The sequence below is a fragment of the Faecousia sp. genome (assembly GCF_048519415.1).
GTDB lineage: Bacteria > Bacillota > Clostridia > Oscillospirales > Oscillospiraceae > JAZOXB01.
The window spans coordinates 34,813-55,463 of sequence record NZ_DBFZUT010000079.1 but is presented as its reverse complement, the minus strand read 5'-3'; the positions used below and the strand labels follow the sequence as shown (position 1 = coordinate 55,463).

Below are 20,651 nucleotides of genomic sequence, written 5' to 3'. Positions count from 1 at the left end.
TTTCTGGGCAGCACCGCACAATTGCAGCTTCGGCCTTCACCGAATGCTCTCGCTGAATTATGCGGCACTGCCCTTGTTTTAACCGAAAGATTCTATTATAATAAGGGTATGTTTTGGAAACACCTGTACGGAGAGGATGACTGCCGTGTATTTTTCCCGGGAAAAACTGAATGCGCTCGTGCCGCCCGCCGGGCTGGAGGGCGCGGCCGAGCTGCTGAACGGACTGGAGTATGATCGGAGCAGCGTATGCTCCGCCGTCGTGACCGCCCTGCGCCCGCTGCTGGCGCGCCTTGCGCCGGAGCCGGAGGCCGGATGGCTGCCCGCGCTGTATGCGTGGCTGGACAACGGTCTGTTCCCCGATCCCGCCTATCAGGCCCCGCCCGAGGTGCCGGTGCTCGCCGCGCTGGCCGAGCTGCTGGACGGCGTGCTCGCCTGCGAGGATGCGCCGTTCGATATGCTGACCGATCTGGCTGCGCACGGCCCGGAGGACGGAAGCCGTGTCGCCGATGAGCTGCCCGCCTTCCACGCCGCACTGCACGCCTCGCATTTTGTGACCATGCTGCGCATCGGCCGGGAGCTTCTGCCGTTTGACGCCGCTTCGCACACCATCGGCGTGCACAACATCGCCACGCTGACCGCCCAGTGCGCGAAGGAAGCCGGTCTTCCTGTCGACGTCCCGCTCGTCAGCGCGGCCGCCCTGTGCCACGATATCGGCAAGTTCGGCTGCCGCGGCGCGGATGCAAAGCGCATCCCCTATCTGCACTATTATTATACCTGGCAGTGGCTGTCCGGCCACGGCATGGAGCACATCGCGCATATCTCTGCGAACCACTCCACCTGGGACCTCGAATTTGAGAATCTGCCCGTGGAGTCCCTGCTGCTCATCTATGCGGACTTCCGCGTGCGCGGCACGCGCGAGGGCGGACGCGAGACCGTGCGCATTTATTCACTGGCAGAGGCCTATGCGATGATCCTTTCAAAGCTGGCGGACGTCACGCCGGAAAAGGAGCGCCGTTACCGCACGGTCTATACGAAGCTGCGCGATTTTGAATCTTATTTGCACAGCCGCGGCGCGGCCACGGAGCCCGGCCCCGCGCCGCAGCGAGAATCGCGTGACCCCGCTCTGCTCACGCAGCAGGAGGCGCTGGACGCCCTGCGCGCGCTGACGTTCGACCACGCCATCCGCCTGATGCATACCGTCAGCACGGACGCGTCGTTCGATCAGCTGCTCGAGCAGGCCCGCGGCGAGAAGAACACGCTGCGCATCCGCACCTACCTCGAGCTGTTTCAGGAATACCACACCTATATGTCCGGCGGGAACAAGCGCAAGCTGCTCGCCTTCCTCTACGAGCTGCTGCTGTATCCCGAGGGCGACGTTCGCCGTCTGGCCGGGCAGCTCATGGGCAGCGTGCTGGCCAACAGCGGGCCGAAATACCGCAAGGAGCTGCCCTCCGCCGCGCCGCAGGACGCAGCCGCGCCCGCGATGCTCTCCGTGCTGGAGGAATCGCTCGGCCTGTGGGAGCAGACCGTAGCGCAGTGCCTGCACCCCGACCACAAAATCTCCCCGAAGCACGCCCAGCGCATCTCCAACTCGCTGAAGGCCGTTGCCGAAACGCTTCTGGCCGAGACGGAGGACGCGGCGCGGTTGGCGCAGCCGCTGCTCTCGCGCCTGCCGGATGCCACGGACGAGGACAGCTTCGTGCTGCTCGACGCCCTCTACCACACCCCGCCGCATGCCGTCTCCACGCTCGCCCCGGCGGCGGACCGGCTGCGCGCCCTGCTGTGCGGTCCGGACCAGAGCCGCCGCATTGCGGCCCTGCGCTGCCTGCGGCGCTTCCGTGCCGCCGCGCCGGAGGACCTGCTGCAGGAGGCCGCTGTGCCGCTTGCGGATGATCTTCCCGCCGTGCGTGCCCTGCGCGGCCGCCTGACCGGCAAAACGCCCGCGCCGCTCTCGGAATCCGAGGCCTCGCTGCTCTACCTCAGCAATCTGAAGACTGCCGTGCCGTGGGTCGTGAAAAACGCCCAGATCGACCTGCTGCAGGCCGATGCGCTGCAGCACACGGGCAACACATTCCACACGGCGACGCATCTTTCCAATCTGCTGTCCGTCAGCGAGCACCTTCCCGTGCGCGAGCACGCCGGGCGCGCGCTTCTGACCATCAGCACGCGCCTGAGCGTCGACCAGCGCAATGAGATCATCGTCGACCTCATGCGCGAGCTGGAAAACGGGCAGGAGCAGATCGCACGCTTTATTCCCCGTTATCTCGGGCGGCTGCTGAGCACCATGCCGGAAAAGGAGATCCGCGAAAGCATCGACTTCCTCGACGGCCTGCTGCGCAGCGGCAGCGCCCGCGCCGCCTCGACGTCGCTCCGGACGCTCGGCAGTCTGATCTCCGCCCTGCCGGAAAACAGCGTGCTGACGGAGCACTGCCTCGGCCTGCTGCTGACGGGTGTGTCGCACTATGACGAGTCCGTGCACCGCAGCGCCATGACCGTTCTGTGCCACGATGTCATCGGCAGCGAACGCCTGCCGTTCTCCCTGCGGGCGCACTGTTTTGCCCGCGTGAGCAAAAAGCTCCTGTGCCTGCTGGCCGAGCCTGCACCGGGCAAGCTGACGTTCTTCAACCGGGCTGCCATGCTGAATCACCTGTACCGCTTCCTTGTGCAGGCGGAGGTCGTGCAGGGCGGGCTGCGCTTTCCCGCGCCGCTGCCGGCCGCATTCTTTCCCGGCACGTTTGACCCGTTTTCCGCCGGACACAAGCGCATCGTGCAGGAAATTCGTGCGCTCGGCTATGAGGTCTATCTCGCCGTGGACGAATTCTCCTGGAGCAAGCGTACACTCGCGCGGCTGCTGCGCCGCCGGATCGTCAACATGTCCGTGGCCGACCAGTGGGACACCTATGTCTTCCCGAACGCCATCCCCATCAACATCGCCATGCCGGAGGACATCGCGCGCCTGCGATCCTGCTTTCCCGGCCGGAGCGTGACGCTCGTGGCGGGCTGTGACGTCGTGTGCGGAGCCTCGGCCTACCGCTCGCTCCGCCCCGGCGGTGTACAGGAGCTGGATCACCTGCTCATCCGCCGCGGAGAGACGGACGAAACGGACATCCGCACCCGTCTGCAGGGCCGCGTGACGTTTCTGGAGCTCCCGCCCCAGCTCGAGGGCATCAGCTCCACGCGCATCCGCGAATCCATCGATCAGGACGTCGATATCTCCATGCTTGTCGACCCGATCGTCCAGTCCTATATCTATGAATACGACCTCTATCTCCGTTCCCCGCAGCACAAGAACGTGCTGCAGGCGCAGGAGCTGGAATTCCGCATCGTGACGGGGACGGAGGCCGACCTCCCACCTGCCCTGTTCGAGCGGCTGCGCAGCACGCCGGAGCCGCTGGCCATCCTGCTGCGCAGCCGTAGGCGCCATGCGGCCGTCGGCTGGTGCTGCGGCCATACCGTGCGCCCGGCGAGCCTGTTTGCGGAGCTCGGCTCCGTCGAGGCCGCCTCGGCCGTCCGCCGCCTGACCTCCGGCAAGCTGCTGAAGCTCGACCATGTGGAGGCGGACGACGCGCAGACGCGGCGCATGCTTGTCAATGAGCTGCTCGCCCGCAGTCTGGCGTCCGACCACACGTTTGCGCTGGCCCGCTGCGAGGGCGAATGGCTGGAGGAGCTCGGCTTCTCCCCCGTCGAGGATGCCGAGGGACTGCTGTGCGTCGACATGCGCGCCCCCATTGTCCTCATTCAGGACGTGCTGCTGTGCATCAAAAAGCCGCACCACGATGAGCCGCAGGTGCGCGCCGCCGTAGAGTCCGCCCGGCCCCGGCTGCGCCGCGCGCTGTGCGCGCTGTATCCCGGCAGGCTCGTGCTGAGCTTCGACGCGGAACTGCTCAACCAGTCGCTCATGTACCGCGTGCAGAAGCTCGGCGGTGTACTCGGCGCACCGGCCGGGCAGCTCGGCCGGGCCATGTGCGTGCCCTACGGCAAGATTCTCTCCGACGAGATCGTGCCGAACACCGTCACAAAGACGCTGCATGTGGACAAAACATTCGCGCCGGACGGCAGCTCGTTCTCCGTCCCGGCCTACCCCGGCTACGACACCGTGCGCAATCAGGTCCGCACCATCAAGGCGTTCCGCCGCCCGGTCATCCTCGTGGACGATCTGCTGCACAACGGTTACCGCCTCGACAAGCTCAGCCCGGTTTTTGCCGCGGAGGAGCTGGAGATCCGCACCGTCGTCGTCGGCATTCTCTCGGCGCGCGGCCGCGACCTCATGGAGGTGCAGGGGCGGCAGGTCGAATGCGAATACTTCATCCCGAATCTGCACTACTGGGTCACGGAGAGCCTGCTGTATCCCTTCCTCGGCGGCGACAGCGTCGGCACGCCTGCGCCGGGGCGGATGCTGCCCTCCATCAACCTGATCCTGCCCTATTACTACCCGCGCCACTATGTCGGAACGACGGACGCCGCCATCCGCGACCTCAGCCGCACTGCGCTGGAGAACACGCTCTCCATCCTGCACGCGCTCGAACAGGCGCATCAGGCGCAGTTCAGCACGGCGCTGACGCTGCGCCGCCTCGGCGAGGCCCTCTACCGCCCGCGCCTGCCGGACCGCGGCCGGTCCCTGCGCTATGACCTGTCGCTTCCCGCCTCCGCCTGTCTGGAGGACGATCTGCTGCGGCTTGACCGCATCCGTATGCGAGGAGGAATGATCCATGGAGCTTAAACAATGGCACGGCTTCTGCCTGTGCCCGCTGGGCGGAGCCTGTCCGCCGGATGCCGTGCCCGCAGACGCGCCGTTTTCCCCGCTGGTGTTCCTTGTCCGGCGCGATCCGCTGCGCTCCCGCGGCCTGTTTGCCGTTACCGTGCTGGACGAGGTCTTCGAGGCCGAGACGGCCGGTGTGCTGCTGCCGCCGGTGCAGGGGACGACGCCTGCCGAGCCGCTGCGCGAATTTGTGGCGGCAAATGGAGCCTGCGTGCTGAACTCGGCGTTTTCCGCCGCATTCTCCGTTCTGGAGCGCTGGCACCGGAAGCGCACACAGCCGCTGCGCGTCACGCTCGTCGGGCTCGGCGACGTCGGCGGCACGCTGCTGCTGGCGCTGAAGCTGCTCGGCCGGGAGCTGGGCGAGCTGCGCATCTATGACCCGAACGCCGCGCAGTGCCGGCGCTACGAGCTGGAGCTGAATCAGGTCCTTCCGCTGGACCACCCGCTGCCGCCCGTCACCGTCTGCACGGAGGACACGCTGTTCGACTGCGACCTGCTGCTGTTCACGGCCTCGCGCGGCGTGCCGCCCGTCGGCTCCGGTGTGGCGGACGTGCGGCTGGCGCAATACGAAAAAAACCGCGCCATGCTGCGCAGCTATGCAGCCATGGCGCGCAAAACGCACTTTACCGGTCTGTTCTGCCAGATCTCCGACCCCGTCGATCCGCTGGCCTGCGCCGTTTTCCGCGAAAGCAACCGCAACGCCGCCGGGGAATTTGACGGCTGCGGCCTGCTGCCGGAGCAGGTGCAGGGCTTCGGCCTCGGCGTGATGGAGGCGCGCGCCCGCTGGTGCGCGCAGGAGGACGGCATCGACTTTTCGAACGGCCGCGTCTACGGCCCGCACGGCGGCGGCCTTGTCGCGGCAAACGATCCCGCAGCCTACGACAAAGCGGTCTCCGCCCGGCTGACGGAGCGGGCCGTGCATGCCAATCTCGAGGTGCGGGCGCTCGGCTTCAAGCCGTATCTCGCCCCCGCCCTCTCCTCTGCCGCCGTGAGCATTCTGTCTCTTGTGCGCGGGCAGCCGTATGATGCCGCTCTGCCGCTCGGCGGCGTGTGGCTCGGCGCACAGCGGCGCATGACGCCGCTCGGACCGCTGCAGCGCCGTGAGCCGCTCCACCCCGCGCTGCTTGCCCGCATCGAGGCCGCGCGGCTGGAGCTGGAGGCCTTCTGCCATGATGCCTGAGCCGCTGACCCTCGTCTGCCCGTCGGCCGGGCCGCGCCTGAGAGACGTGATCGAGACGGCGCTGTGCGACCTTCCAGTCCGCAATGCACAGGATGATCTGCGCGGCGCGCGCATTCTGTTTGCGCTCGATGCAGGCTCCGCCGGGATGGATGAGCCGACGCTCCGTCTGCTCCGGCGGCTGCGGAGCGAGCCGGGCTGTCTGGAGGGCTCCGTCTGCGGCTTCGTTGTCGACGGAGAGACGGAGCTTTACACGAAGGCGCTGGCGCAGGATCTGGCGCTCGCCGCGAATCTCGCCGGAGCGGCCCTGCCCGGCAAGCCGCTCGTGGAGGGCACAGGCTCCCTCTATAACCAGCACATTCTCGCCGCGCGGCGCGGCATGAGTTGGAAGGAGACATACCGTGCACGCACGAGGGAGCTGGGGGAACGCCTGCTCGCCTTTTCCCCGAAGCGCGTCGGGCGGCCGAAGCTGCTCGTGCTGCATGCCTCCGAAAGCGGCCGCTCGAGCACGCTCTGGATGGGCCGCGAGCTGAGCCGCCGCCTGAGCGGCTGCTGCAGCATTGCGGAAATTTCACTGCGCAACGGCACGATCCACGACTGCCGCGGCTGCTCCTACAGCGCGTGCCTGCATTTTGCGCGCAGCGGCAGCTGCTTTTACGGCGGAGCCATCTCCGAGACCGTCCTGCCCGCGATCCGCGAGTGCGACGCCATGCTGTTCCTCTGCCCGAACTACAACGACGCCGTCGGCGCAAATTTCACGGCCCTGTTCAACCGCCTGACGAGCCTGCTGCTGCAGTGCGACCTGTCGGAAAAGCAGCTCTACAGCGTCATCGTCTCCGGCTACTCCGGCGGCGATCTCGTCGCGCGCCAGCTGCTCGGTGCGATGTGCCTGAACAAGACCGTCTCGCTGCCGCCGCGCTTCTGCCTGCTGGAAACGGCGAACGACCTGCCAACGGCGCAGGCTCTGCCGGGCATCGCCGGGCGGCTGGACGCCTTTGCCGCTGCCATGCAGCGCTCCCTGTGTCAGCCCGCCGGGAACAGCTCGGAAATTTCGCCGAACGAATAGCCCATCTCCTCCCAGCGCGTGAGCAGACTGTCGAGGATGGCCGCGTTTGTCTGGGACGTGCTGTGCAGCAGCACAACGGCTCCGTTGTGGATGCGCGGGATGAGCTTGGCATAGGCCTGCTCCGACGTCGGCTGATCGTCCTGCAGCCAGTCCACATAGGCAAGGCTCCAGAACACGGTGTGATAGCCGAGCTGCTGCGCCATTTCGAGATTTTTCTCGGAATAGATGCCCTGCGGCGGGCGGTAGAATTTTGCAAGCTCCTGCCCGGTCGTGTCACGGTAGAGCGTCTCGAGGGACTCGAGCTCCTGCCGGAACTGCTCCATCTCCCCGATCTTCGACATGTCCCAGTGGTGGTAGGTGTGATTGCCGACCGTATGCCCCTCCTGCGCCATGCGCCGGACGAGGTCTGGATTTCGCTCGATGTAGTTGCCGACCAGGAAGAATGCCGCCGGAGCATGGTGCTTCTGCAGCGCATCGAGGATCTGCGCCGTGCAGCCGTTCTCATAGCCCGCGTCGAACGTGAGATAGATGCGCTTCTGCGCCGTATCGCCAAGGAAGGCCGCATCATACTGCCGCAGCCGCTCCGCCGTGGTGTTTCCCACGGGCGGCTGGCCCTCCTGCTGGAAGCTCAGGCCCCACGAGCCTGCCGGGAGCGCCGCTGCCTGCTTGGCCGCGCCCGCGCCCGCAAGGGCCAGAATGATGCCCAGCACGAGCAGGACGGGCAGATTCCGCCGGTAAAAGTTTCGCATGTCCATCACCTCGCCTCAGCTTATGCCGCCGCTGCCGGGAAATATGCAGGGCGCGAATTTCCCGGCTGTCAAGTTTTTTCTCTTGACAAGCGCACATCCGTCTGCTATAATACCCAAGGTCAAGGGGGGCAGTATCATGAAACAGGAAGCCTTTACCATGTCCCTGCTCTTCGACACCTACGGCGCGCTGCTGACCGAAAAGCAGCAAACCTATTTTGACCTCTATTACAATCAGGATCTCTCGCTGGCAGAGATCGCCGAGCAGGAGGGCATTTCCCGTCAAGGCGTTCACGACGCCATCTCCCGCAGCGAGGCGCTGCTCGCTTCGTTCGAGCGCGTGACCGGCTGCGTCGCCCGGGAGCAAAAGCTCCGCCATGCCCTCGCCGCGATCACCGCCGAGGCCCAGCCCCTGCTGCAGGCCGGGGATCCCGCCACCCGGCAGGGCGCCCAGCGCATCCTTGCCGCCGTTGATTCCCTGAAGGAGTAGCCATGGCATTTGAAGGTCTGACCGCAAAACTGAACGCCGCGTTCAAAAAGCTGCGCGGCAAGGGCCGCCTGTCCGAATCCGATATCAAGGAGGCCATGCGTGAGATCCGTCTTGCGCTTCTGGAGGCGGACGTCAGCTATAAAGTCGTCAAGGACTTCGTCAAGTCCGTTTCGGAGCGCTGCTCCGGGCAGGACGTGATGGAGAGCCTGACCCCTGCACAGACGATCGTCAAGATCGTCAACGAAGAGCTCATCCGTCTGATGGGCAGCGAAAATCAGCGTATTTCCATCTCCCCCAAGCCGCCGACGGTCGTTATGCTCGTCGGCCTGCAGGGCGCAGGCAAAACCACGAACGGCGCAAAGCTCGCCGGTCTGTTCAAAAAGCAGGGCAAGCGCCCGCTGCTCGTCGCCTGCGATATTTACCGCCCCGCCGCCATCAAGCAGCTGGAGGTCGTCGGCGGTCAGCTCGGCATCCCGGTGTTCCAGATGGGGCAGGAAAACCCCGTGAAGATCGCCAAGGCCGCCATCCGCCATGCGCAGCAGCACGGCAACGACATGGTCTTCCTCGACACGGCCGGCCGCCTGCATGTGGACGAGGCCCTGATGAACGAGCTGAAGTCCATCAAGGCTGAGGTCCAGCCGAATGAAATTCTGCTCGTCGTGGACGCCATGACCGGTCAGGACGCCGTGAACGCCGCCCAGTCGTTCAACGAATGGCTGGACATCGACGGCGTGATGCTCACGAAGCTCGACGGCGATGCCCGCGGCGGCGCTGCGCTGTCCGTCAAGGCCGTCACCGGCAAGCCCATCAAGTTCATCGGCACCGGCGAAAAGCTCGACATGATCGAGCCGTTCCACCCGGAGCGCATGGCTTCGCGGATCCTCGGCATGGGCGACGTGCTCACGCTGATCGAAAAGGCCGAGCAGGCCCTCGACCAGAAGAAGGCCGCCGAGCTCGAGCAGAAGATGCGGGCCAACAAGTTCACGCTCGCCGATTTCTACGATCAGCTCCTGCAGATCCGCAAGATGGGTCCCATGCAGGACCTGCTCGGCATGATCCCCGGCATGGGCAGCATGAAGAATGTGCAGGTCGACGAATCGGCCCTCGGCCGCGTCGAAGCCATCATTCTCTCCATGACGCCCTATGAGCGTGAGAATCCCGCGTGCCTGAACTCCTCGCGCAAGCGCCGCATCGCGCTTGGCTGCGGCCAGAAGGTCGAGGACGTTAACCGTCTGCTCAAGCAGTTTGACCAGATGCAGCAGCTTATGAAGCAGATGAACGGCAAGGGTAAAAAGCGCAAGCTGCCCGGCAAAATGGGAGGCTTCCCCGGCTTCCCCGGTATGTGATCATTGGACCGCAACCAGGTCTGACGATATATTTTGAATTCTATTTGGAGGTGAAACCCCATGGTTAAAATCAGACTGAGAAGAATGGGTGCGAAGAAGGCTCCTTACTACCGCATCATCGTTGCTGATTCCCGCAGCCCGCGCGACGGCCGCTGCATCGAAGAGATCGGCACCTATGATCCCCTGACCGAGCCGGCCACCATCGCTGTCGACGCCGAGAAGGCCCAGCAGTGGATCAAGAACGGCGCTCAGCCGACCGACACCGTGAAGGCGCTTTTGAAAAAGGCTAACGTCCTTTGATCGAGAGGGACTGCACGATGAAGGAACTCTTGCTCTATGTGGCAAAGCAGCTTGTTGACGATCCCGAGGCCGTGACGGTCACGGAGCGCGAGGACGGCGAGAGCACCGTTCTGGAGCTTCACGTTGCGCCGGAGGATATGGGCAAGGTCATCGGCCGCCAGGGACGCATCGCAAAAGAGATCCGGACCATCATCAAGGCCGTCTCCCAGCGTGACGGCAAGCGCGTCACCGTTGACATTGTGGACTGATGCAAATTCGCTCGCTGCATCCCTGCAGCGGGCATTTTGCATTTTTCCCCCTTTTGCCCCGCCGGCCCGCGTGCATACCGTTATCGTGCATGCGGACCTGTCATGGAGGAACCGCTGTTATGAAATCTGAACCGTCCCGCGCCCGGTCGCTGCGCAGGCAGCTGACCGCGACGTTCTATCGAAAAAATAAAGCCACATTCTTTGTCACAGCAGGAGCAATGCTCCTGCTCGGCGGCGCGCTGCTGGCCGTTGCCTGGATCCTGCAGCAGATCATCGACATTGCCTCCGGCGACAGCGTTGCCCCGCTCGTGCGCATGTGCTGGCTGTGTCTCGGCGTTCTGGTAAGCGTGACAACGATCTATGTGGTGCAATGCTATACCTACCCCGCCTTTCTGCGCCGCGCCATGAAGCAGTATAAAGAATACGCCTTCACGGAGCTGACGAAGAAAAGCATCAGCACGTTCTCGGACGAGAATACGAGCCGCTATATCTCCGCCCTGACGAATGATGCCGTCTGCATCGAGACAAATTACCTTGCGAAGATCTTTACACTTCTGACAAAGAGCGTCTCCTTTGTGGGCGGCCTGGTCATGATGCTGCTCTACAGTCCCCTGCTCACCGGCTTTGCCCTGCTGCTGTCGCTCGTGCCGCTGGCTGTTTCCGTCCTGTGCGGCAACAGGCTGGCGCGGATGGAGACGGAGGTCTCGCGGCAGAACGAGTCGTTCGTCGCCATGACGAAGGACCTGCTGTCCGGCTTCTCCGTTGTCAAGAGCTTCAAGGCAGAGGCCGAGGTCGTTGCCCGCTTCTGCCGCCGTAACGAGGAACTGGAGGAGACGAAGGGCCATCGCCGCCGCATGGAGGAGGTCATCACCATGCTCGGTACCGGCGCCGGAATCGTAGCCCAGCTCGGCGTGTTCCTGTTCGGCGCCTATCTTGCCGTGACGAAGCAGGGCGTTACGCCCGGCGTTGTCATCGTATTCCTGCCGCTCATGAGCTTCGTGGTCGATCCCATCGGCTCCGTGCCGCCCATCCTGGCCAACCGCCGTGCCGCCGTTGCCCTCATCGACAAGCTGGCCGACGCCGTGGGCAAAAACGTCCGCGAGAGCGGCGAACAGATGGACCCGGTCCTGCGCGACGGCATCACCATCGATCACCTGACCTACGGCTATCACGAAGACGCGCCCGTCCTGAATGACGTTTCCGTCCGCTTTGAGGCCGGAAAAAGCTATGCCATCGTCGGCACATCCGGCAGCGGCAAGTCCACGCTCGTGAACCTGCTCATGGGCAGCAGCAACGACTATCAGGGCAGCATCCGCTTCGATCAGCGCGAACTGCGCAGCATTGCAACGGAATCACTCTACGGCCTTGTTTCCGTCGTGCAGCAGAATGTGTTTATCTTCGACGATACCATCCGCAACAATATCACGATGTTCCGCCACTTTGACGAGAATCTTGTGCAGCAGGCCACGGAGAAGGCCGGTCTGACTCCCCTTTTGGCCGAGCGCGGCGAGGACTATATCTGCGGTGAGAACGGCTCCGGCCTCTCCGGCGGCGAGCGGCAGCGCATCTCCATCGCGCGCTGCCTGCTGCGGCAGACGCCCGTCCTGCTCATCGACGAGGCCACGGCAGCGCTGGACGCTGCCACGGCCTATTCTGTCAGCGCCGCCATTCTGGCCATTGAGGGTCTGACGCGTATTGTCGTTACACACCGGCTCGAGGAGCCGCTGCTGCGGAAATATGATGAAATTCTCGTTCTGAAAAACGGCGAGATCTGCGAACGCGGCAGCTTTGACGCCCTGATGGCCCGCCGTGAGCAGTTCTATTCCCTGTTCAACGTAGCAAACGGCTGACCCTGACCGAAAACACGGAGCCCCCGCTCTGAAAGCGGAGGCTCCGATTTTTTGCGCCAATTTTGTTCAGAAGCCAAGCTCCTCGCCGACGAGGATGACATGGATGCGCCCGGCGGGGCGGCAATTTCGCGTGATGAGGATCTGATTGCAGATGCATTCCTCACCGTGGCAGTCGGCGCAGCAGCCGGTCTGCGCGCACGGCGTTTTGCCGAGGAAGCGCTGCTCATTTTTCGGCGCGGCGATCGTTCGGGCACGGTGCACGGCCTCGTCGAGCGTATCGACGACCTTGTTCATCCCGGCGATCACGATGATCTCGCGCGGACCGAACACAATGGCAGCAACGCGGTTTCCCTTGCCGTCGATATTCACCAGTTCTCCCGTAAGGCTGATGGCATTGGCCCCGGTCAGGAAATAATCGGCGGAAAGGCAGTCGTGCGCGGCCTGCTCGCGCTCCGCATCCGTCTGCATGCTCTCGCGGTCGATCACACGCCATGGTCCGTCCCGCAGGGCCTGCTGCAGGCCGATCTGGTCAGCAGAGCGCGCGCCGCCCCAGCCGACGAGGGCATCGTGCGGAATCATCCGCAGTGCAGCAGCCAGCGCAGAGGTCCGGTTCGGGCAGTAGCATGCATCAAAATGCCGGGCGCGCAGATTCTTCAGCAGGATCTGCGCGCGCTTTTCATAAAACAGCGAAACAGGTTCCATCGATTTAGCCTCCGTTTTTTCTTTCATTTTATCGCGCCGGAGGCGAAAATGCAAGGGAGCAAATTGGGACAACCGGGCAGCAACATATCAAATAGCCTCGCAGAGTTCGCCGCCCGCAGGCGGCGAATAAAATGGGATCATTTTCTCCGGCGGCGTGCACGTCGGAGAAAATACAGCTCAGTCCGTAAGTGTGCGAATCGCCCGTCAAAGGCGGGCGATTCGTGCGCGCAATGGACTGCAATCTTTTATCAGAAAAGCCTTTCGGCTTTTCTGATAGTCTTGCCGCCCTGTCCCGGAGGACAGGGCGGCCGGTATTTGCTTATTTTCCAGCGGGGGCGATAGTCAGACCGTTGAGGTCCAGACCGCCGCCGACGGTGTCGATCAGCGTGATCGCGCCGGTCTCATCGAAGGAGTAGAGGCGATGCGCCGAGTCGGTCACATAGAACAGGCCGGTCGTCGGATCGTAGTCCATTTCGTTGAGGCGGTTTTCGACCATGAGGTCGACCTCTGCAAGCTTCGTGAATGTGGTGAGATCCACATCCGCGCGGATGAGCTCGGTATTGCCATAGCCTCTGGCGAGGACATAGACATTGCCGTCCTTGCAGGCAACGGTACGCGGAGACGGGATGTTCGTCATGCCAGACATATCGCGGTAGGCCGTCCAGTAGTTCAGCTGCGTGGGATCCATACGGGACGGATTGAACTGGAACAGGTAGAAGCCCGCGACAACATACAGCACCTTGTTTACCGGATCATACGCGAGATCGTTGGCATCGCTGAAGGTGTAGACCTGGCCCTTCAGCGTGGTCTGCTTCGACGTGAGGTCGTAGTAGTAGATGTAGGGCAGGCCGCCTTCGTTGACGACATAGTACAGGCCGCCTTCGTAGTCATAGGCAAGACCCGTGATGTTCGTGCCGCCGCTGAAGGTCGCGACCTCAGTCGCCGTGGAGTCCGGCAGCTCGGGGTTGAAGCTGTAGAGAGCATCGTGCTTGGCGGAGACCGTGTAAGCCGTGGAAACAGGCTTGCCGGTCATGTCGACCACAGTCAGCGTGCAGGTGGCAGTAACGCCGGTCTCAACGCTCGTGGCGGTGATGACGACGTTGCCTGCGGCAACGGACGTGACCAGACCGTTTGTATCGACCTTCGCGACGTTCTCATCGGAGGAGCTCCAGGTGATGGCCTGGTTCGCCGCGTTGGACGGGCGGACCTTGCCGGTAAGCTGGAAGGACTCGCCAAGGGCCAGACGGCCGACAGTCTTGTTCAGCAGGATGCCGTTGACCTTGCCGACAGGCGTCTGCTCCGCCGTGGGGATGGAGCACAGGAGGCCGAGATAGGCATCGCCCTGCTTCGTCGTACGGCCGGGAGCGGTCTGGACGGAGATCTTGCCGAGGTTCACGAGCTCAGGCGTGCCCTCGCCCAGCATGAACATGTACATGCCGCTGCTCATAGCCAGCAGCTTCGTGTGATACGTTGCATGCAGGTACAGACGATCCGTGCCAAAGTCATAGGTCATCTGTGCGTTGTAGGACATGCTGCCGTAGTAGGTGCTGCCGGTGCCAACCTGAGCGCCCGGGATATCCATGACGAAGGTGCAGGCAGCTGTCTTCGGATCGACGGTGTAGAGCTTCGCCTCCACGCCGATGGCAGTGCTTCCGGCTGCGTAGAGGACGCCTCTCTTGTCGATTGCAAGAGCCGTGACCTTCTCGGAGGTCGCCGCGATCTCGGTGACGGCGCCGTTATCAAGGTCGATCGTCACAAGCTTGCCGCTGAGCGTCAGGCCGTACATGGTGCCGGTCGTGTAGTCCATGGCCATGCCGGTGACCTGATCGGTCTCCACGTCGAGGTTGACGCTGCCAAGGTTCGTGTAGGACGAAACGTCCGAAGCATCGAAGCGGTAGAAGTCGCCCTTGGAGTTGTAGGCGTAGACACAGCCGTCGTAGTAAGCGCCGGTGCGCAGGGAGTAAGTACCGATGGCAGAGGTCGTCACCGGGCAGGTTCTCAGGTTGTTGTCCGGGACCTGCAGCCAGAAGTCATAGTAGCCGCTGCCGCCGTTCTGGTCGTCGTTCAGGAACGAGAGGAACGTGCCTGCGGAGGCGTAGACCGTGACGTCGATGCTGTCCGTGAACGGGCCGCCCTCGACCTCGGGATTCTTGTTCGTGATGGAGACCGTGACGGTCGCCGTGCCGACGCCGTGGAACGTGGCAACACCAAAGCGGTCAACGGTGACGACATCGGGGTTGCTGCTGGTCCAGGTGCGAGTACGGACAGTCGGGCGGACCGGGGTCGTGACGGTATCGAGCTGCAGCGTGCCGCCGACAAGGCCGGTGACACTGTCGCCGTTCGTAATCTCGATGCCCTCAACGGGGATGTGCTTCGTCTCCGGCTCATTCTCCGGAATGGTGAACATTGCGGTGGACTCAACGCCAGACTTCGTGGAGACGTTGCCGATCTTCACGATCGTCGCTTCGAGCTTGTCGGGATCCCATTCCTGCGGGTCGATGCGGACGAGGCACAGCGGAGAAGAACCGGCATTCATGCAGGGGTTCCAGTAGATGTTTCCAGTGTTGTAGTCATACATCATAGAAGCATAGTACCAGGTATCCTGACCGAGGGAGCCGAGCTTCGTCGTGCTCAGGGTGTCGGAATCGACCATGTAGAGGTTGCCGGACATATCCGAGACGATGATGTAGCCTTCTGCAGTGACGGTCATGGCGGGGGTGATCGCCGGGCCGCCGATCTCGCCGGAGTAGGTGCCGAGCAGGTCGATCGCGCCGGTGTCGAGGTCGACAATGGCGAGGCCGCCGTTCGTAAGATCGACCGCATACATACGACCGGTGTTGTAATCGAAGCCCATGTTGCCGAGCTCGACGCCTGCGGTGAAGCCGATGAACTCGATATCGCCGAACGTGGTCTTATCCGGGGTCTCTCCCTTGTTGACCTTGAAGCGGTAGAGGGACGTGCCGACGCCGAACGTGCTGTCATCCATAGCGCGGTCTTCCTTCACAACTGCGTAGACATAGCCGTTGTAGTAGGCTGCACCCTGCCACATGGCATCGGTCGTGCTCTCCTCGCCGTCGATGCCGACGACCGTAAGCTTCTGCTTCGCGATCTGCGTGAGCTGCGTGGGCGTTTTGTCGGAGAACGTAACCCAGGTAAAGCCATTGGCGGCGTTCTTGTAGTCCGCCACAATATAGGTGTAGATGGCATCTGCGGAGCCAACGACGCGGACCGTAGCGGTCGCGGTGTAATCGACCCACTGCGGGACGGTGGAGCTGGTTTCTTCATCCCAGTGCCAAGGATCCCAGACCTTGCCAGTCGCGGTGATCTCGGTCTCGCCCTCGCCTACGGCGGTGACGAAGCCCTGCTGTGTGACGGTGGCGATGGTCTCGTCCGCGGAGGCCCAGGTCAGTTCGCTTGCCTTAGCGTTCCACGGATTCCACTCGACCTCAAAGCGCTTGCGCTGGCCCTGCGTCATGGTAAGCTGATACGGGGAAAGCTGGAAGCGCTCTTGCGGATCCACGCCGATGGTGAACAGATCGGACGTCTTGTCGGTCGGAACGAACAGGGACGTCTGGCCGCCGGGGCCGTAGGTGCCGACCTCTGTGCACTTGCCGGTGGCAAGGTCGACCTTGTAGGTCATGCAGACATTGATGTAGGTGTTGCCTGCAGCCGTCTGGCTGTGTGCATACCAGTACATCGTGTCGGTGTTGTGATCATAGCCCATGGACTGGATGACATTGCAGCCGGAGTAGTTGGCGTAGTTTACGAAATCGGTCGTGCCGATGTAGGTGCACACGCCGTCGCGCTCGAGGCTGTAGAGCTTACCGGCGGTAGAAATGCCGTAAAGCTGGCCTTCCGTCGTGCAGCCGAGGGTCAGGATCTCACCGTCGGAGCCGGTGATGTCGGCGATCTTCTCAAGGGAGATGGAGCCGTTGGAGTAGAAGCTGATCTGGAAGAGAGCGTTGCTTCCGTCATCCTTGCCGTCGCCGTCGCGGTCGCCTTCATAGTTCCAGCCGACAGCGTAGAGGTGGTTGCTGACCGTATCCGAATCGCTCTTGCCCTTGTCAGAATAGTCGAGTGCCATGTCGTACAGGACCTTGAAGCCGCTGTCGCCGACCTTGCCGGACTGAGTGACGAGGGTCTGAGAACCCCAGTAGGTGTTGTACGGGGTAAGAAGCACGACCGCGCCGTCCGTTGCGCGCTGGGCCACGAGGTAGCCGTTGACGTACTCTGCAGAATAATAGCGGTTCGAGCTGTCGAACGTCTCGTTGCGGTAGTCGCTCATGTCTGCCTTGTTGGCGCTGAACCAGCCGCCTTCAACGGCAGCGCGGTCAAACGTCTCGCAGCCATACAGGCGGTCGGAGCTCAGCTTCTGCATGGCAGGCTTCTGATCGGCCATTGCGCCGAGGTCGAGGGAGACATCGATTTCCGTCTCATTGCAGGCGTAGTCCGCCACAACGATGGTGAAGTCGGGGCCGAAGCCGGTGATGTCGTAGTCCTGGGTAAAGGTCTTGCCCGGCTCATTCTTGACTTCGTACTTGCCCATAATGATGCCGTCGTTGTTGACGAAGATCAGGGCCGCGATGTGCTGGTTGTCGTTGAGCTTCAGCGGAAGAAGGACCTTGCCGTTCTCGATCTTGAGATCCTGCTGGAGGGTCGCCTCATTCTCCACAACGGGAGCCTTGTCGTCCAGCGTGACATCAAAGGAGAAGGAATCGTCCATCACGTCGTCGCCGTCATCAAGCCATGCACTGGCAGTGTAGGTGACGGTCGTGCCGTCGGTCAGCTTGTTGTCGTTCTTGTCAAGGCCGTTCCAGACCTCGCCTTCCTCTGCCAGAACATACAGCGGGATGATCTGGCCGTAGCCGGAGTTATAGTAGGACTTTGCCATATACTCGCCGGTCAGGTCGAAGTAGACCTCGTTCGTGACCTTATCCTTAACCTGGAAGTTGATCTTCTTCAGGTTGCGGAGCAGGCCGACGTCGATCTCGGCAAGCGGGTTGGCATAGGAGAAGGCATTGTACTCGTCGCCGGAAGCGCCGGTACGGATGTACGGGTTCGTGCCGATGGCGGCATTGTTCGTGAAAATGCTGAGCGGATACAGGCTGGCTTCGTCTTCGTCAGCAGAGTCGAACGCAGGAGCCTGAGACCAATCGCCGTAGAAGCCGAGGAACGGCATCTCGAGGTCGGTCGTGTCATCCGTGGCGGACTTCACATAGAGGAAGCCTTCGACATACATGCCGTTCTCGAAGGATGCGTCGAGATAGGCCTTGTCTTCCGCGGTCAGCGTGATGGTGGCAGTCAGGGTGACGGACTCGCCAGCCGGAACGGTGACGCTCTCGAGCGCTTCCGTGCCGGAAATGACGGCATTCTCCGTCAGATCGGTGCTGACCTCAAGCTCTGCGCAGTAGGCCGTGATGACATCGACATCATCCTTGTTGACGGTGCCGTCGCCATTGACGTCCAGATAGGCATAATGCACATTGTCCTCAGCGATGGGAGCATCGTCGGTGACGTGCAGCAGCAGGACGCGGGCGTCGGCCGTCGTGATCTCGCCGTCGTCATTGAAGTCATACTTCATGATGTTCGACTCGGTCGCACCGGCCACGGTCAGGGAAGCGCCCAGCGCATAGGGAGCGTGGCCGATGAACGTGCCGTTGGTGTAGGTCACGACGGTTTCGGTGAGAATGGAGGCATTGAACGTATAGGTCAGATCCTTCTCACCGGACATGTTGTTGATAGTGAACGGGAACGTGTAGACACCGTTTTTGGCGTCGTCGTCGCCCAGCTCCGCCTTGGCGCGGTTCTCATAAGCCTGCGCGTTGGACAGATAGGCAAGGGAGCTTGTTGCCTTGACAAGGTTGGCAAGACCGGCGCCCTGGCCTCTCGGGGAGACCTCGAGGCCGTTGGAATCGAGGATGGGATCCGCCGTGCTCATCATGAGGTTCGCAGCAACCTGACGGAGCTCTGCTTCCTGATACTGCGGATAGTTCTGGCGCAGATACTGCATGAGAACAGCCATCGCACCGGCGATCTGCGGGGTCGCCATGGACGTACCGCTCATAAGGCCGTAGTTGGAGCCTGCGATGCTCGGATCACGGGTGGAATAGATGTTGCCGCCGACACCGGCGATCTCCGGCTTCAGCTTCAGGTCCGGGGTGACGCCCCAGGAGGAGAAGTCGCTGAGGGTGCGGTCGCGCTTGACCTGCACGAGGTTGCCGTTGCAGCATGTCAGGGTCTTGACGCCCTCGGCGAACTGCGCCTTCATGTACTCGCCGTCTGCCTTGGAGACAAAGACTGCGGGGATGTTATCGCCGCCGTCATTGATCTGCATGTTGAGCATGCCGGAGGCATTGTTGTAGACCACGATGCCGATCGCACCTGCAGCCTGTGCAGCGGCCTGCTTGTCGGGGAAGGAGCTGGAGCCGCGGGAAACCAGGGCGATCTTACCGCTGACATCCACATTCTCATAGTCGCTCGCCTCGCCGTAACCGCCGATCGGAACGAATTCCACAGACTGGCCCTTGAAGTTGCTCAGGAACTTCGTGGCGTTCGTCGTTGCGGTGTCGTTGTAGCCGATGGTGCGGCCGTTCACGGTGAAGTACAGGGATTCTGCACCGTCGTTGTCGATGGAGGCAATGGACAGAGCGGCAGAAAGCGTACTCGGAGTACCGACGACGCCGTCATCGGGGTTGCCGGAACGGGAGAGATTCCATCCGGTGCGGTTCTGATATGCAGCGTTCGTTTCGTTGCCCGCAGCGATCAGGACCTCGATATCGGTGCTTTCGAACAGCTCAAGCGTTTTGCTCATGTCGCCGGTCGTAAAGCCGCCGGCTGCACCAAGGGAGAGGTTGCAGGCATCGACATCCAGACGGACGCAGTCCTCAAGACCGGCCATGATGGTGTCCCAGCCGGCGCCGCCGCCCGCGGAGAAGACCTGCATGACGATGATCTGGGCATCCGGCGCAACACCGATGACACTGCTGCCTTCGATCTTATTAGCAGCCGTGATACCGGCGACATGCGTGCCGTGGTCATGCTTTGCCGTTGCGTGCGATACATCGAAATCATGCGTGTAGTAGTTGAAGATGAACGGAAGCTTGCTATTATAATAGGAGCGATTGCGCAGGCTCGTCATCTGGCCCGCATTCAGCGTGTTCCAGATGGCATCGACGCCTTCCTTCGTCAGGGAGCTCTCGGTGAGCTTATCCTCGGACAGAGCGCCGAAGTTCGGATGATCGACCACGATGCCGGTGTCCAGAATGGCGACCTTCATGCCCTTGCCGGTGAAGCCCGTTGCATTGAGCTGATCGGCGCCGATCATGGTGGTGGCATTGCTGGTCATGGGCTGCAGCTCACCGTCAGACGTCAGGGCGGACTCCTCCTCGGGCAGGGAGAACGTCGGGGCGACGTAGACATGATCCACACCGGGAAGCGCCTCGAGGGCTTCCTTATTGCCGTACTCCGTCTTTACGGCCACGCCGGTCGTAGCGATGGTGTAGGTGTAACCCAGCTCGAACTGTGCGTCATTGCGGAACTTCTGCGTGAGGTTTGCCTTGAGCGCATTGAGCTCGAGACGGAGCGCGGCCTCATAGGCAACAGCCTTCGGCGCGCGGGTGGCGATGTCGTCCTTCGTGAAGCCTGCCACGAGCAGCGGGCTCTTCTGCATGACGACGATGAACGTGACAACCTCGTCCGCCTTGGGCTCGCTCTCGGCAAGCTGTGCGGAGAAGCGGTCTTCGCCGTTCTGCACGAGCTTCGGCTCACCAGCCTCAACGGGCTGCTGCGCGTCGGTCTCGACAGTCGGTTCTTCAGCGATATTGCTGCTCGGGAGCTGCACCGGGCCGTCCGTGGAGATCTCCGGGACGTTGCCGTCTGCAAAGCCGCTCTCCGTGGCAAAGGCCATGGGAGCGCCCGTCAGAACAAGTGCCAGCGCAAGGAGCAGAGACAGGATCCTTTTCTTCATT

11 protein-coding genes are annotated in these 20,651 nt (G+C 62.6%); 8 read left to right on the top strand and 3 right to left on the bottom strand.

What is annotated here, in order from left to right; all coding sequences use genetic code 11:
* The first annotated feature begins 145 nt into the window (after window positions 1-145).
* The 3 genes from ACMKFF_RS08390 to ACMKFF_RS08380 are packed head-to-tail and all read left to right on the top strand — an operon-like array spanning window position 146 to window position 7,002.
* A complete protein-coding gene (locus ACMKFF_RS08390) occupies window positions 146-4,720 on the top strand; it encodes a cytidyltransferase-related domain protein (protein WP_419496646.1) in 4,575 nt (1,524 codons plus the stop codon).
* The gene (locus tag ACMKFF_RS08385; protein WP_419496645.1) at window positions 4,710-5,939 is read left to right on the top strand and encodes a lactate dehydrogenase; all 1,230 of its coding nucleotides are present in this window, start codon (window positions 4,710-4,712) and stop codon (window positions 5,937-5,939) included. Before ACMKFF_RS08390 ends, ACMKFF_RS08385 begins: the two co-directional genes overlap by 11 nt.
* Complete coding sequence (locus ACMKFF_RS08380; RefSeq protein ID WP_419496644.1) at window positions 5,929-7,002, top strand: flavodoxin family protein; 1,074 nt, start codon at window positions 5,929-5,931, stop codon at window positions 7,000-7,002. Before ACMKFF_RS08385 ends, ACMKFF_RS08380 begins: the two co-directional genes overlap by 11 nt.
* Here ACMKFF_RS08380 and ACMKFF_RS08375 read toward each other — a convergent pair.
* A complete protein-coding gene (locus ACMKFF_RS08375; protein ID WP_419496643.1) occupies window positions 6,960-7,757 on the bottom strand; it encodes a polysaccharide deacetylase family protein in 798 nt (265 codons plus the stop codon). The two genes, ACMKFF_RS08380 and ACMKFF_RS08375, sit on opposite strands and share 43 nt — an antisense overlap.
* A gap of 130 nt (window positions 7,758-7,887) precedes the next feature.
* On the opposite strand from ACMKFF_RS08375, the gene ylxM reads away from it, so the two are divergent.
* The 5 genes from ylxM (at window position 7,888) to ACMKFF_RS08350 (ending at window position 11,982) form a co-directional block, all read left to right on the top strand.
* Complete coding sequence (gene ylxM, locus ACMKFF_RS08370; RefSeq protein WP_349136806.1) at window positions 7,888-8,238, top strand: YlxM family DNA-binding protein; 351 nt, start codon at window positions 7,888-7,890, stop codon at window positions 8,236-8,238.
* A gap of 2 nt (window positions 8,239-8,240) precedes the next feature.
* Window positions 8,241-9,584, top strand: a complete 1,344-nt coding sequence (ffh, locus tag ACMKFF_RS08365) for a signal recognition particle protein (RefSeq protein WP_349136805.1) — start codon at window positions 8,241-8,243, stop codon at window positions 9,582-9,584.
* A gap of 60 nt (window positions 9,585-9,644) precedes the next feature.
* Window positions 9,645-9,884, top strand: a complete 240-nt coding sequence (gene rpsP, locus ACMKFF_RS08360; RefSeq protein WP_417324514.1) for a 30S ribosomal protein S16 — start codon at window positions 9,645-9,647, stop codon at window positions 9,882-9,884.
* Between the two features lie 17 nt (window positions 9,885-9,901).
* Window positions 9,902-10,132, top strand: a complete 231-nt coding sequence (locus tag ACMKFF_RS08355) for a KH domain-containing protein (protein WP_349136803.1) — start codon at window positions 9,902-9,904, stop codon at window positions 10,130-10,132.
* 119 nt (window positions 10,133-10,251) lie between these two features.
* The gene (locus ACMKFF_RS08350; RefSeq protein ID WP_419496642.1) at window positions 10,252-11,982 is read left to right on the top strand and encodes an ABC transporter ATP-binding protein; all 1,731 of its coding nucleotides are present in this window, start codon (window positions 10,252-10,254) and stop codon (window positions 11,980-11,982) included.
* Between the two features lie 66 nt (window positions 11,983-12,048).
* Here ACMKFF_RS08350 and ACMKFF_RS08345 read toward each other — a convergent pair whose 3' ends face one another.
* Both ACMKFF_RS08345 and ACMKFF_RS08340 read right to left on the bottom strand, forming a co-directional pair.
* Entirely contained in the window at window positions 12,049-12,684 is a 636-nt protein-coding gene (locus tag ACMKFF_RS08345) for a lactate utilization protein (RefSeq protein WP_419496641.1), read from the bottom strand.
* Window positions 12,685-13,003: 319 nt separating this feature from the next.
* Window positions 13,004-20,650 carry a S8 family serine peptidase gene (locus ACMKFF_RS08340; RefSeq protein WP_419496640.1) on the bottom strand — a complete coding sequence of 2,549 codons (7,647 nt, stop codon included), beginning with the start codon at window positions 20,648-20,650 and terminating at the stop codon, window positions 13,004-13,006.
* Window position 20,651 lies beyond the last annotated feature (1 nt).

Excerpts from the sequence above, each read along its gene's own strand:
- ACMKFF_RS08350 (WP_419496642.1), top strand. The coding sequence starts at position 10,252 with ATGAAATCTGAACCGTCCCGCGCCCGGTCGCTGCGCAGGCAGCTGACC.
- ACMKFF_RS08385 (WP_419496645.1), top strand. The coding sequence starts at position 4,710 with ATGGAGCTTAAACAATGGCACGGCTTCTGCCTGTGCCCGCTGGGCGGA.
- ACMKFF_RS08340 (WP_419496640.1), bottom strand. The coding sequence starts at position 20,650 with ATGAAGAAAAGGATCCTGTCTCTGCTCCTTGCGCTGGCACTTGTTCTG.
- ACMKFF_RS08380 (WP_419496644.1), top strand. The coding sequence starts at position 5,929 with ATGATGCCTGAGCCGCTGACCCTCGTCTGCCCGTCGGCCGGGCCGCGC.
- ffh (WP_349136805.1), top strand. The coding sequence starts at position 8,241 with ATGGCATTTGAAGGTCTGACCGCAAAACTGAACGCCGCGTTCAAAAAG.
- ACMKFF_RS08355 (WP_349136803.1), top strand. The coding sequence starts at position 9,902 with ATGAAGGAACTCTTGCTCTATGTGGCAAAGCAGCTTGTTGACGATCCC.
- rpsP (WP_417324514.1), top strand. The coding sequence starts at position 9,645 with ATGGTTAAAATCAGACTGAGAAGAATGGGTGCGAAGAAGGCTCCTTAC.
- ylxM (WP_349136806.1), top strand. The coding sequence starts at position 7,888 with ATGAAACAGGAAGCCTTTACCATGTCCCTGCTCTTCGACACCTACGGC.
- ACMKFF_RS08375 (WP_419496643.1), bottom strand. The coding sequence starts at position 7,757 with ATGGACATGCGAAACTTTTACCGGCGGAATCTGCCCGTCCTGCTCGTG.
- ACMKFF_RS08345 (WP_419496641.1), bottom strand. The coding sequence starts at position 12,684 with ATGGAACCTGTTTCGCTGTTTTATGAAAAGCGCGCGCAGATCCTGCTG.